Annotated in this window: 12 protein-coding genes and 1 riboswitch; of the genes, 2 read left to right on the plus strand and 10 right to left on the minus strand. The window is 74.7% G+C overall.

Annotated features, from left to right (window positions below):
• Window positions 1–229: 229 nt before the first annotated feature.
• The gene (locus tag AC3A5R_RS13460; RefSeq protein WP_487621270.1) at window positions 230–655 is read right to left on the minus strand and encodes a hypothetical protein; all 426 of its coding nucleotides are present in this window, start codon (window positions 653–655) and stop codon (window positions 230–232) included.
• A gap of 24 nt (window positions 656–679) precedes the next feature.
• On the opposite strand from AC3A5R_RS13460, the gene AC3A5R_RS13465 reads away from it, so the two are divergent.
• The gene (locus AC3A5R_RS13465) at window positions 680–985 is read left to right on the plus strand and encodes a hypothetical protein (protein ID WP_487621271.1); all 306 of its coding nucleotides are present in this window, start codon (window positions 680–682) and stop codon (window positions 983–985) included.
• Window positions 986–1,079: 94 nt separating this feature from the next.
• On the opposite strand, the gene AC3A5R_RS13470 is transcribed toward AC3A5R_RS13465, so the two are convergent.
• From AC3A5R_RS13470 to AC3A5R_RS13500, 7 genes are all read right to left on the minus strand, one after another.
• Window positions 1,080–2,294, minus strand: a complete 1,215-nt coding sequence (locus AC3A5R_RS13470; RefSeq protein ID WP_487621272.1) for a pyridoxal phosphate-dependent aminotransferase — start codon at window positions 2,292–2,294, stop codon at window positions 1,080–1,082.
• 278 nt (window positions 2,295–2,572) lie between these two features.
• Window positions 2,573–3,145: a hypothetical protein gene (locus AC3A5R_RS13475; protein ID WP_487621273.1), complete on the minus strand. Its 573-nt coding sequence runs from the start codon at window positions 3,143–3,145 to the stop codon at window positions 2,573–2,575.
• A gap of 73 nt (window positions 3,146–3,218) precedes the next feature.
• The gene (gene mptB, locus AC3A5R_RS13480; RefSeq protein WP_487621274.1) at window positions 3,219–4,934 is read right to left on the minus strand and encodes a polyprenol phosphomannose-dependent alpha 1,6 mannosyltransferase MptB; all 1,716 of its coding nucleotides are present in this window, start codon (window positions 4,932–4,934) and stop codon (window positions 3,219–3,221) included.
• On the minus strand, window positions 4,927–5,523 hold the full coding sequence (locus AC3A5R_RS13485) for a histidine phosphatase family protein (RefSeq protein ID WP_487621275.1): 597 nt from the start codon (window positions 5,521–5,523) through the stop codon (window positions 4,927–4,929). Before AC3A5R_RS13485 ends, mptB begins: the two co-directional genes overlap by 8 nt.
• A gap of 1 nt (window position 5,524) precedes the next feature.
• Window positions 5,525–6,037 (minus strand): hypothetical protein, encoded by a 513-nt coding sequence (locus tag AC3A5R_RS13490; RefSeq protein ID WP_487621276.1) that lies wholly within the window; start codon window positions 6,035–6,037, stop codon window positions 5,525–5,527.
• A 110-nt stretch (window positions 6,038–6,147) separates the two neighbouring features.
• The gene (locus AC3A5R_RS13495) at window positions 6,148–8,403 is read right to left on the minus strand and encodes an ATP-binding cassette domain-containing protein (protein ID WP_487621277.1); all 2,256 of its coding nucleotides are present in this window, start codon (window positions 8,401–8,403) and stop codon (window positions 6,148–6,150) included.
• A gap of 107 nt (window positions 8,404–8,510) precedes the next feature.
• A complete protein-coding gene (locus AC3A5R_RS13500; protein WP_487621278.1) occupies window positions 8,511–9,125 on the minus strand; it encodes an ECF transporter S component in 615 nt (204 codons plus the stop codon).
• A gap of 69 nt (window positions 9,126–9,194) precedes the next feature.
• Window positions 9,195–9,310: riboswitch (TPP riboswitch) on the minus strand.
• A gap of 64 nt (window positions 9,311–9,374) precedes the next feature.
• Here AC3A5R_RS13500 and AC3A5R_RS13505 point away from each other — a divergent pair.
• Window positions 9,375–9,851 (plus strand): DUF4235 domain-containing protein, encoded by a 477-nt coding sequence (locus AC3A5R_RS13505; protein ID WP_487621279.1) that lies wholly within the window; start codon window positions 9,375–9,377, stop codon window positions 9,849–9,851.
• Between the two features lie 27 nt (window positions 9,852–9,878).
• Here the strand turns inward: AC3A5R_RS13505 and AC3A5R_RS13510 are convergent, their stop codons facing one another.
• The gene (locus AC3A5R_RS13510; RefSeq protein WP_487621280.1) at window positions 9,879–10,601 is read right to left on the minus strand and encodes a response regulator; all 723 of its coding nucleotides are present in this window, start codon (window positions 10,599–10,601) and stop codon (window positions 9,879–9,881) included.
• Window positions 10,598–11,872 carry a sensor histidine kinase gene (locus AC3A5R_RS13515; protein WP_487621281.1) on the minus strand — a complete coding sequence of 425 codons (1,275 nt, stop codon included), beginning with the start codon at window positions 11,870–11,872 and terminating at the stop codon, window positions 10,598–10,600. Before AC3A5R_RS13515 ends, AC3A5R_RS13510 begins: the two co-directional genes overlap by 4 nt.
• Window positions 11,873–12,025 lie beyond the last annotated feature (153 nt).

A 12,025-nucleotide genomic window follows, 5' to 3' on the forward strand; every position in this document is an offset into this window, starting at 1 on the left:
CCCCGGGTCGAGGTATTCCGGACCGGTCCCACCCCGTGACGGGGCGGGACCGGGTGCGGCGGACGTCGGCACGACACGCGTGCCGTGGGTCCCGGTCAGTCGGCGGGCGCCTCCGGGCCGTCGGAGATCTGGCGAAGCGTGGCGCCCGCCGTGACCTCGGGCCAGTGCCTCGTGCGCAGCTCGGCGAACTCCTGCCCCGGGGCCGTTCGACACCGATCCTCGACTTTTCTCACGGGAGGGCGAGCTGGACGATCTGGTCGCCGTGGTCGGGACAGAAGGCGTTGACGCCCGCGGCCATGAGCTGCTTGGTGCGCAGTGCGTCGCCGGTGTTGCCGAGCGGCTTGCCCGCGTCGTCGACGGCGATCTGCTTGAGCGTCACCCCGCCGTTCTTCAGCGCCCAGCACGTCGTCGTGCCGGTCTCGAGGTCGTCGGTCAGCGTCGCGGCCGTGATGTCGACGCCGCGGTTGCGCGCGTCGAGGACGAACGTCGCCTCCTGCTGGGTGATGGTCGGCCGGGCGCTCGCGATGTCGGAGGGCAGGTCCTGCAGCGTGGGGGCGTCGCTGCCGCAGCCGGCGAGCGTCGTCAGCGTGGCGACGGCCGCCACGGCGAGGGCGGTCGCGCGCAGGGGGTGGGCGCGGCGTCGCAGGCGGGTCACGGTGTCCATCGTTACCCTGAACGCGTGAGCGACGCGGATCGTCCCGACGACCTCGGCGGCAGCACGCGCGCCGGTGCTCCGCAGGTCGGCCGGTTCTCCGACACCCCCCTCGCGGCCGGGTCGGTGGCAGCCGGGCTGGCCGGCGTGATCGTCGGCTTCCTCTTCGTGCCGCAGCTGCTCGCGCTCGCGCTCGGCGGCCTCAGTCTGGCCCGACGCGAGCCCAACGGTCGCGGCCGCGCCCTCGTCGGCATCGGGCTCGGGCTGCTGACGACCGTCCTGTGGGGCGTCGTTCTCGCGCTCCTGCTCAAGTGGTGGGCCACCTCGCCCTGAGCACAACGGTCCCGCCACGGTTGGACGGTTGTGGTGACGGCCCCCGCTCGATCACCACGATCCCGCCACGGCGGGACCGCCGCGCCGCGAGGCGTCACTGCGAGTACGTCGAGAGGAACTTGCCGAGCCGCCCGACGGCGTCCTCGAGGTCCTCGACCCGGGGCAGGAAGACGAGCCGGAAGTGGTCGGGCGTGCCCCAGTTGAAGCCGGTGCCGTGCACGACGAGCAGGTGCTGCTCACGGAGCAGGTCGAGCGCGAACCGCTCGTCGTCGCGGATGTCGTGGACCTTGGGGTCCAGGCGCGGGAACAGGTAGAGCGCGCCCTCGGGCTTGGTGCAGGAGACGCCGTCGATCTGGTTGAGCATCTCCCACGCCACGTTGCGCTGCTCGAGGAGGCGGCCGCCGGGCAGGATCAGCTCGTTGATCGACTGGTAGCCGCCGAGCGCGACCTGGATCGCGTGCTGGGCCGGCACGTTGGCGCACAGGCGCATGTTGGCGAGGATGTCGAGGCCCTCGAGGTAGCTGCGGGCGTGCTCCTTGGGGCCGGTGATGGCCAGCCAGCCGGACCGGAAACCCGCGACGCGGTAGGCCTTGGACAGCCCGTTGAACGTCAGGCACAGCAGGTCGGGCGCGAGGCCGGCGATCGAGGTGTGGGTGGCGTCGTCGTAGAGGATCTTGTCGTAGATCTCGTCGGCCATGACGATGAGCTCGTGCTCGCGGGCCACCTGCACGATGGCCTCGAGCACCTCGCGCGGGTACACGGCGCCGGTGGGGTTGTTCGGGTTGATGACGACGATGGCCTTGGTGCGGTCGGTGACCTTGCTGCGGATGTCGTCGAGGTCGGGGGCCCAGCCGGCCTGCTCGTCGCACACGTAGTGCACGGGCTTGCCGCCGGCGAGGCTCGTGGCCGCGGTCCACAGCGGGTAGTCGGGCGCCGGGAGGAGCACCTCGTCGCCGTTGTCGAGCAGGCCCTGCATCGCCATGACGATGAGCTCGCTGACGCCGTTGCCGAGGTAGATGTCCTCGACGCCGAGGTGCGGGAACTCGCGCACCTCGTAGTGCTGCACGATGGCCCGCCGCGCGGACAGGATGCCCTTGCTGTCGCTGTAGCCCTGGGCGCGGGGCAGCTCCTGGATGACGTCGACGAGGATGTCCTCCGGCGCCTCGAACCCGAACGGTGCGGGGTTGCCGATGTTGAGCTTGAGGATGCGGTGGCCCTCCTCCTCGAGGCGCTTGGCCTCGGCGAGCACGGGACCGCGGATCTCGTAGCAGACGTCCTGCAGCTTCTTGCTCTGGCTCACCGCGCGCATGCGACCAAGCGTCGCACCGCCGCAGCCGCCTTCCCGGGAGATTCCCACCATGTGGCCCGTCGCGTCCGTCACGTCGCCGACCGTCCCGAGGCGTGGACGCCCCGTCCGGCCCGTGGACGCACGCCCGACGCGTGTGACCCGTGGGACGAGCTGCTCACTCGACGGTATGGGGGTACTCAGCCCCATCCCGTGGGACGAGCTGCTCACTCGACGGTATGGGGGTACTCAGCCCCATCCTCGTCGAGTGAGCACTCAGTCCCATGCGTCACACGGACGCGTCAGCGGCCCAGGCAGCCGAACGCCGACGCGGCGCTGCGGGCCGTCAGCGTGTCCACCAGCTGGTCGAGGCTCGGTGCGACGAGGTCGATCGTCTGCGGGCGCCCGTTCACGGTGCGAGCCAGGTGGGCCACGGCCGGCGGCCTCGGGGCGGACGACGCCCAGCCGTCCTGCTGGAGGTAGCCGACCATCTGCGCGGCGGCGGGCCCGGTGGAGGGTGGGTAGGTCCGCGTCACGACGCCGTCGTCGGAGTCGCGGCACGGCGGCGCCTCCCCGTGCCCCTGCGGCGTCAGCAGGCGGTCCATCACGGTGATGTCCTGCTCCAGCGCCGAGAACGCGGCCATGTCGTCGGCGTGCACGCGCGCGGCCCACGCCCAGCCGGCGAAGCCGACGAAGGCGAGCAGGAGGACGACGAAGACGGTGGCCGCCGGGCCGGGTCGACGCGTGCCACGCGAGCCGTCCGTCTCTGTCGTGGGCGGCGGCTCGGGTGCTGCGGGTCCGCCGCCCGACGCCGGGGCACCATGCCGCGGACGGGCCCGTTTCGGGGCCTCGTCGACGAAGCCGGAGTCGCTCACCGGCACAGTGTGGGACAGCTCCGGCCTGCGCGTCACGACCCGACCCGAACCGTCTCCATTCCGTAACCGGAGATCAGCCGCCCACCGGTTTGACGGTCGGACGGTCGGCCCGCTCCGGCGTCGGCCGGCGGCGCAGCAGCGGGCGGGAGAGGTCGAGCAGGCGCGGGTCGACGCGTCGGCCGGTGCGCCACGCGAGCGCCAGGAGCAGTGCGAGCGCGACGAGGTCGAGCGGCACCCCGACCGCGGTCGTCGACAGGCCGAGGCTGTAGCCCTCCGGCAGCGTCATGAAGCACACGACGGTCGCGACGACGGCGAGCGGCTTCTCGGCGCGCTCCCACGTCGGCGCCAGCGACACGGCGAGCACCGGCAGCACCCAGAGGAAGTACCAGGGCAGGAAGACCGGGGCGAGCACGACGACGGCGAGCAGGCCCCACCCGAGGCCACGCACGGTGCGCGCGGTGTCGTCGGACGCGGCGCGCCGCCCGGGGCCACGACGCCCCGACGCGCGACGTCCGGTGGCTCCGGCAGGCGCGGCGGTCTTGGCGGCCCCGAGCCACACGAGCACGAGCAGCACGGCGAGGACGACGAGGCCGACCGTGCGCGCGAGGTCGACGGCGGGCTCGCGCCAGCCGTCCTGCCCGAGCACCGTGCCGACCGCCTGCACCGCGATCCCGACGCCGGTGGGCAGCGAGGTCCACTGCTCGTTGCGGCCCGGAGTCGCGCCGGGGTTGAGCCACGCGAAGCCGAGCCGGGTGAGGATCCCACCGGCGGCCATGACGACCGCGGCGGTGAGCAGCGTCAGGGCTCCGGCACGCACGACACCGGGCCACTGCAGCGGGCCGCCGCGCCCGGAGCGTCGCAGGACGCGTCGGGCCCAGAGCAGCGCGAGGAACGGCAGCGCGACGACGGCGGTCACCTTGACCATCGCGCCGAGGGCCACGACGACGGCTGCCGTGACGAACCGCCCACGCAGGGCGAGCGCCAGACCGCCGAGCACGGCCGCGACCATGAGCGCGTCGTTGTGGGCGCCGCTGACGAAGTGCACGCCCACGAGGGGGCACGCGACGGCGAGCCACGACGCGCGCGCCGGGTCGGTGCCGAGGCGTCGGGCGACGTCGGGAACGGCCCACGCGATGACGACGACGCCGACGACGGCGATCAGCCGCAGCAGGAGCAGCGCCACCCAGAGGTGACCACCCGAGACCGACGCGACACCGCGAGCGAGCAGCAGCCACACCGGGCCGTACGGCGTCGGGGTGTCGAGCCACGTCGGGGCGGTCGAGAGGCGCCAGTCGGAGTCGAGCTCGCGGACCGTGTGGTCGTAGGGGCTGAAGCCCTCGGACCACAGCAGGCCCTGCGCCGCGTACGAGTAGAGGTCGCGGCTGTAGAGCGGCACCGACGCCACGAGCGGCGCGAACCACAGCGCCGCCGTCGTCTGCCACCAGCCGACGCCGACTCTGGCCCACCGCAGCCGCCACCACGCGACGACGAGCCCGACCATCGCCAGCAGCGCCACGGTCGCGAGCAGGGGCGAGCCGCCCGCATCGCGCCACCAGGCCACCCCCGGCCAGAGGACGTGCTGGTTCAGCTCGGGGCGCGCGCCGGCCCCCCACGACGCGGCGGCCAGGGCGAGCGACGCGGCGACGCCGGCCCAGCGCCAGCGCGCCGGGTTGGACCGTGCGGCGGCAGAGGTCAGGGCGGCGACGCGGTCGGGATCGTCGCGCACGAGCCGGCCCCACGCGTCGGACAGGCGTGCCGACCAGCCGCGGGGCGGCACCGCCTCAGCCATGGGTGACCGGCTCGTCACCCCACGCGAGGAGCCGCCAGCCGGCGTCGGGGTCGCCCTCGAGCGTGACGACGTGGGTGTTGTCGACCCGCCGGTCGTCGAAGAAGGAGCCCGGCAGCCCGAGCGAGGCCGCGCACCAGACGCGCATCGCGGCGCCGTGGCTGACGGCGAGCGCCGACTCGTGGCCGCCCGCCACGATCCGGGCGATCGCGGCGTCGTAGCGGGCGAGGAACTCGGCCCCGCTCTCACCGCCGGGGATGGGATGGAAGGGGTCTTCGCGCCACGTCACGAGCGCGTCGATGTAGGGCTGCCACTCGGTCGACATCTCCCAGTCGCCGGCCTGGATCTCGCGCAGGCCGGCGAGGACGACCATCTCGAGGCCGAGCTCGGCGGCGAGCGGTGCGGCCGTCTGCTGGGTGCGCACGAGGTCGGAGGTGTAGATGGCGCCGAGGTCCTCACCGCGGAGGCGCTCGGCGAGGGCGTGGGCCTGGGCACGGCCCTCGTCCGTGAGGTCGAGGCCGGGCACGGCGGTGTCGAGCTGGCGGGCGACGTTGGTGTGGGTCTGGCCGTGGCGCACGAGGAAGAGCCGCACGTCACTGGTCCTTCACGGTGACGCCGGTGAGGCACTCGACGCCGGTCTTGGCCCCGGTCCAGAACTTCTGGACCGAGACCGGGGCGGTCGCGCCGGCAGCGAGTGGCACGTCGACCTCCTTGCTCACGACCTCCGAGCCGTCGGCGGACTTGACGATGAAGACGCCGAGGGTGAACGTGTGCTGCTGCGTGTCGGGGTTCTTCAGGGTGCCGGTGAGGCTCCAGACGTCGCCGGCCCCGGGCGCGCACGCGACGCCGGTCAGGCTCGAGCTGGCGTCGAAGAGGCCGCCGTCGCCCGCGGCCGACGGGGTGGCGTCGTCGGGAGCGGTGGTGGCGGTGTCGGGCAGGATCGTCGGCTGCACCGGCACGCTCACCGTGGCGCCGTCGTCGGGGGCCGATGGCGTCGGCTGGCCGCACGCCCCGAGGGTGAGGGTGGCGAGGGCGGCGAGGGCGCCGGGCACGAGCGGCACGGCGAGCGCGAGCGGCCTCGGGGCCAGACGTCGGGGACGCGGCACGGGTCCACCTCTTCCTGCGGGTGCGTCGACGGGTGCACCACGTGCGGGTCGACGAGGCGTCGACGCGGCGCCCGGGCGCGGTTCGCGCCCATTGTGCCCCGCGTGCCTGTTCAGGGCAGGAGCAGGCGCGCGGCCACGCCGGACGCGATGACGAGCAGGCCCGCGGCCACGGCCAGGGTGTCGGGGGTGCGCCACGGCGCGGGGCCGGCCCACGTGCGACGGCGCGCCTCGGCGAACCCGCGCGCGTCCATGGCGAGGGCGAGCGCGGCCGCCTGCCCGAGAGCCCCGAGGAGCAGGCCACCGGTGACGACCACCGCCTCCCGGCCCCGGGCCAGCAGGCTCGAACCGGCGATGCCACGCACCCGACGGGTCGTCATGAGCTCGCCCCACAGGGCGTCGAAGGACTGGAGCCGCTGCAGGGCCGCAGTGGCGGCGACGACCGGTCGGGCCGGCAGCCGGAGCCGTTGGGCCAGGTGGTCGCCGAGGGCGTCGGGGTCGACGGCGCCGACGACGACCGCCGAGGGCAGCAGCAGGCAGAGGACGCGCAGGGCGGCCCCGGCGGCGACCTCGAGGTCACGCCCGCCGAGCAGCCACGCCGACCACGCGACGCCGACGACGGCGAGCGCCGCCGGGGCGAGCCGGGCGAGCACACCCCGGACCCGCCCGACCGGGCGACGCCCCTCCCCGCCCACGGCGGGCGCGAGGAGGGCGACCGCCGTGAGGAGCAGCTCGACGCCGAGCACGGCCAGGCCCTGGCGCCACGTGTCGAGCAGGGCCGGCAGCGGCAGGACGCAGAGCGCGGCGACGACGAGCGAGAGGGGCCCGGCTCGGGAGACGAGCGTGCGCCGCTCGGGCACCGGGTCGGGCGGCGGCTGCTCCGGACGGGTCACCTGACGGACGCGGTCCGCACGGGCCACGACGCCGGGGTCGTGGGTCGTGACGACGACCGCCGAGCCTTCCCGGCGGGCGGCCTCGAGGACGCCGGTGACGGCGGCCCACGTCAGGCGGTCCTGCCCGACGGTCGGCTCGTCGGCGAGCAGCAGCGCCGGGCCGTGGGCGACGGCCGAGGCCATGGCGAGCCTGCGCTGCTCACCCCCGGAGAGCTGACGCGGGTCGGCGCCGGCGAGGTGGGCCAGGCCGAGCGCGGTCAGCAGCGCGTCGGTGCGGGCCCCGGCTGCCGCGGCGTCGACGCCGAGCGCGTGCAGGGTGGTGAGCACGTCGTCGCGGACGGTCCGCCCGACGACGGCGGTGGCGGCGCGCTGGGGAACCCACGCCACGGCGCGGGCGAGGTCGCGGGAGGCCCAGTCGTGCGGCGGGTCGACGCGGGCGCGCGAGGCGTCGCCGGGCACGAGGGGCAGGGCGAGCTCGACGCGTCCGGCGGCCGGCTCGACGAGACCGCCCAGAGCGCTCATGAGCGACGACTTGCCGGCACCGCTGGGGCCGACGAGCGCGAGGGCGCGGCCGGCGCGCGCCTCAAGGTCGGCGTCGACGACCGCGGTGGTGGTGCGGGCCGGCTCGCCGAGGCGGCGGGTGCGGTGCTCGACCCCGATCCCGACCGCCGACGCGACGACGCCACCGGCCGGCACGAGCCCGGCGGACGCGTCGGGCAGCGGCGGGAGGTCGAGGTGCTGGGGTGCGGGGTCGGGCACGCCGGGGACCCAGATGCCTTGCGCGGCAAGGGCGTCCGCCTCGCGCTCGAGCACGGCGTGCGGCGGACCGTCGGTGACGACCGAGCCCTCGGCGTCGAGGACGACGAGCCGGTCGACGAGGTCGACCCAGCCGTCGAGCCGGTGCTCGACGACGACGAGCGTCAGGCCCCGACGGGTCACGACGTCGGCGACGACGCGTCGGACCTCGGCCGCGGTGGCGGCGTCGAGCATCGCGGTCGGCTCGTCGAGCAGGAGCACCGACGGCTCCATGACGAGCGCACCGGCGAGAGCCAGGCGCTGGGACTCGCCACCGCTCAGCGTCGCCGGCGGGCTCGACGGCGGCATCGTCAGGCCGACCTCGGCCAGGGCGGCCGCGACCCGGGGCGGCATCCGGTCGCGCAGGACCCGCACGTTCTCCAGCCCGAATGCGACGTCGCGCCCCACGGTGGAGGCGACGATGCCGGCGCCCGGGTCCTGGAGCACGAGGCCCACCGACCCCGGAACCGTCTGCGGCGCAGCGCCGCCCACGGTGACCTCGCCGGACAGGTCACCGGCGTCGGCCGTGAGCAGCAGGCCCGCGACGGCGCGCAGCAGCGTCGACTTGCCCGACCCGCTCGGCCCGGCGAGCAGCACGCGCTCGCCGGGCTCGACAGTGAGGCCGAGGTGGTCGAGGACCGGGCGCGAGCGGCCGTACGGCCGCCACGTCAGGTCGCGCACCTCGATGCGCGATCCCGAGGCGTCTGCATCGGGTCGAGGTGTTGGACGACCGGATGTGGTCGCCGAAGACCTCGAACCGGCGTCAGAGAGCTCGTGCACGACGGACCTCAGGACGCGGTCCGCTCCCGGGCCTCCTGGCCGGGCGGGAACGCGGCGAGGGCACCGGCCCGCGCGAGCAGCCGCGTCAGGCCGAGGGCGAGCGCGGAGCCGAAGAGGGCCACCGAGCCACCGAGGAGGAACAGGTAGGCCACCTTGTAGCCCCAGCCCCAGTCGGTCCAGTACGAGTACCACTCGTACACGGCCTCGAAGGCGCCGCCGAGGAAGCCACCGAGGAGCAGCGGCCCCCACCGGTAGACGGTGTAGCCGAAGAGGGCGAAGCCGAGCTCGACGCCGAGACCCTGCGCGAGGCCGGACACGACGGTCGTGATGCCCCACTGCGTCCCGATGAGCGCCGAGACGATCGCGGCGAGCAGCTCGGTGAACACGGCCGCGCCCGGACGCCGGATGACGAGCATCCCGACCAGGCCCGCGACGAGCCACGGCCAGTTGAGGAGGGCGCCGAGCGGCGGGAAGCCGGCCGACACCGCGTTGGACGGGATGGCGTAGACGAGCCCCCAGGCCCAGTAGGCGACGCCGAAGGCGACCCCGAGGAAGGCGCAGGTGAGCAGGTCGATGGTGCGCCAGCGGGTCAGCGGCCCGCTCGCGGTGATGGTGCTGGACATGGTGTGACTCCCGGGTCTCCGATGGATACCTCGGGGAGGACACGCCGCGACGTCCGTGACGCCGGCGGGTGGCCTGAGATACCGACTTCCTTCGCCGGTGCTAACCGGAGCAGGTTCGAGGGTCTGCGGCTCCGCCCTCCGGGCTGCCGCACTCTCAGCGCGTTCGCGCTCCCCTGTCGTATGGGTGTGGTGGTGCTCTTCAGTTGTCGGGGGTGATGCTACCCCCGACGCCGTGGGTACAGTCACGCCATGGCACGCAGTGGAAAGCAGAGCGCGAAGAAGGCCAAGGGGGCAGCCTCCAGGGCTGTGGCGAAGGCGGACGACGCGACCACCCAGCACACCGCTGCAGGCGGCGCGATGTGGAAGGTGCTGAGCGTCGGCACCACCCTCGTGGCGACCAAGCTCGCCACCGACGCGGTCCAGAAGGGCTGGAAGCTGGCGACCGGCCGCAACGTGCCGGTCAAGGGCGACTACGAGCGCGAGAAGACCCGCGACGTCATCCTCTTCACGGCGATCTCCGCCATGGCCGTGGCCGCCGCGCGAGTCGCCGCCGAGCGCGGTGCGGCGACGTACTACCGCCGCTCGGCCGGCCACCTTCCCCAGGCCCTCGAGGACGACCAGGTCACCCATGTGGACAAGAAGGCCGCCAAGAAGCTGGCCAAGGCCAAGCACAAGGCGGAGAAGGCGACCCAGAAGGCCATCGACAAGGCCACCGGCAACGGCTGAGGGCGGGGCTGCTCAGGGCGGCCCGCCCTACGCGTCGCCGACGCGCACGAGCCCGGTCTCGTAGGCGAGCACGACCATCTGGACACGGTCGCGCAGGCCGAGCTTGGCCAGGATCCGCCCGATGTGGGTCTTGACCGTCGCCTCGGCGAGGAAGAACGACGTGGCGATCTCGGTGTTGTTGAGGCCGCGACCGACGGCGACGAGCACCTCGCGCTCGCGCTCGGTCAGCACGTCGAGGCGCTCGATCCCCTCGGGGCGCCCGGGCTCGTCGAGGACCGGCAGGAAGCGGTCGAGCAGGCGACGCGTCGGCCCGGGTGCGACGACGGCGTCGCCGGTGCGCACGGCCCGGATCGCCGCGAGCAGCTCGGCCGGGCCGGCGTCCTTGAGGAGGAACCCGGCGGCTCCGGCGCGCAGGGCCGCGAGGACGTACTCGTCGAGGTCGAACGTCGTGAGCACGAGCACCCGCGGGCCGGACGCGCCTGCGGCAGAAGCGTTCTCGACGATCCTGCGAGTGGCCTCGATGCCGTCCAGACGCGGCATCCGGATGTCCATGAGCACGACGTCGACGTCTCGACCGGGCAGCAGGTCGAGTGCCGCCTGACCGTCCCCGGCCTCGGCCACGACCTCGACGTCGGGCTCGGCGTCGAGGACCATCCGGAACCCGGCCCGCACGAGGGCCTGGTCGTCGACGATCATGACCCGGGCCGGACCGGCGGGAACCGTCGGCTCGAGGGCTGTGGGGGTCGTCATCGGGTCCTCTCGTCGACGCGGTCCGGGCCGTCCGTCGGCACCGCGCGGGTGGTTGTCGTCGTGACGGGCACGGTCGGGTCCACCGCCGGGCGGCCCGGCAGCGGCATCGTCGCCAGCACCTCGAACCCGCGGACGCCGCATGGCCCGGCGGTCAGCGTGCCGTCGTGCACGGCGACCCGCTCGCGCATCCCCGCGAGCCCGTGCCCACGGCCGTCGTCCGGGCTGCCGGCGCCGATGCCGTCGTCGCTGACGCGCACCCGCAGGCGCCCGTCCTGCTGGACGACGTCGACGGCGGCCTGCGCCCCGGGCCCGGCGTGCTTGATGACGTTGGTCAGCCCCTCCTGCACGACGCGGTAGGCGGCGAGGTCGAGCGCGACCGGGCGGGAGGCGTCGGTGCCCCGGACGCTCAGTGTGACGGGGACCCCGGCCGCGCGGACGCCGGCGACGAGGTCGTCGAGCTGGTCGAGGCCTCCGGTCGGCACGAGCTCGGCGCCGGACTCCGGGTCGCGGAGCACGCCGACGAGGCGTCGGGTCTCGCCGAGCGCGTCGCGGGCCGTCGCGGCGACGGTCTCGAGCGTGCGCACGGTCTGTTCGAGGGCGCCGTCGGGGTGGCGGGTCGCGGCGTACGCGGCACCGTCGGCCTGCACGACGATGACCGACAGGGCGTGCGCGACGACGTCGTGCATCTCCCGGGCGATCGCCGCCCGCTCCTGCTGGGCGGCGAGCAGCAGCTCCTGCTCGCGCTCGCGCTCGACCCGCTCGGCGCGGTCCTGCAGGTCCGCGAGCCGTTGGAGCCGGGCGCGCTTGAGGTCGCCGAGCGTGTACGCCGAGAGCGCGGCCGTGGCGCACAGGACGAACGTGAAGACCATGGCCACGACGCTCGGCGAGCGGTCGACCTCACCGGTGAAGCGCAGCGCCGCGATGCCCGCCCCGATGGCCGCGACGCCGAGGCCGGCCCACCGGACCCGCCTGCGCGGCTCGTACGCGGCCAGCGAGTAGAGGGCGACGAGGAAGGCGAGGTCACCGAAGAGGATGTTCGGCTCGGGGATCGTGCGCAGGGCCAGCCCGACGCTGACGACGCCGAAGGCGAGGGCGGGGCGGCGGCGTCGGACGGCGAGGGCGAGGTTCGGCAGCCCGAGCAGCGCCCAGGCCGCCGACGAGCTGGTCGAGCCGAGCACGATGGTGCCCACCCCGCCGAAGAGGAGGGCGAGCGGCACGTCGAGCAGGAGGGGACGCCGCTGCAGCCAGTCGTACACGGACCCCTCCCTCATGCGTCGGAGCCTAGGCGAGCCGAGCACCCCGGCGCGTCCCACCGAGGTCGCACCCGCGTCGGGGCCGAGGTGCGACCACGGGCGGACGCGAGCGCCCACGGCACCCCGGGGATGCGTCGAGCGTCACGTCACCGGTCCGCGTCGACTCGCTGA

It is taken from the genome of Intrasporangium sp. Soil_C_50 (genome assembly GCF_057656595.1).

Coding starts and splice junctions, on each gene's coding strand:
- AC3A5R_RS13470 (WP_487621272.1), bottom strand. CDS start 2,294: ATGCGCGCGGTGAGCCAGAGCAAGAAGCTGCAGGACGTCTGCTACGAG.
- mptB (WP_487621274.1), bottom strand. CDS start 4,934: ATGGCTGAGGCGGTGCCGCCCCGCGGCTGGTCGGCACGCCTGTCCGAC.
- AC3A5R_RS13500 (WP_487621278.1), bottom strand. CDS start 9,125: ATGTCCAGCACCATCACCGCGAGCGGGCCGCTGACCCGCTGGCGCACC.
- AC3A5R_RS13505 (WP_487621279.1), top strand. CDS start 9,375: ATGGCACGCAGTGGAAAGCAGAGCGCGAAGAAGGCCAAGGGGGCAGCC.
- AC3A5R_RS13510 (WP_487621280.1), bottom strand. CDS start 10,601: ATGACGACCCCCACAGCCCTCGAGCCGACGGTTCCCGCCGGTCCGGCC.
- AC3A5R_RS13515 (WP_487621281.1), bottom strand. CDS start 11,872: ATGAGGGAGGGGTCCGTGTACGACTGGCTGCAGCGGCGTCCCCTCCTG.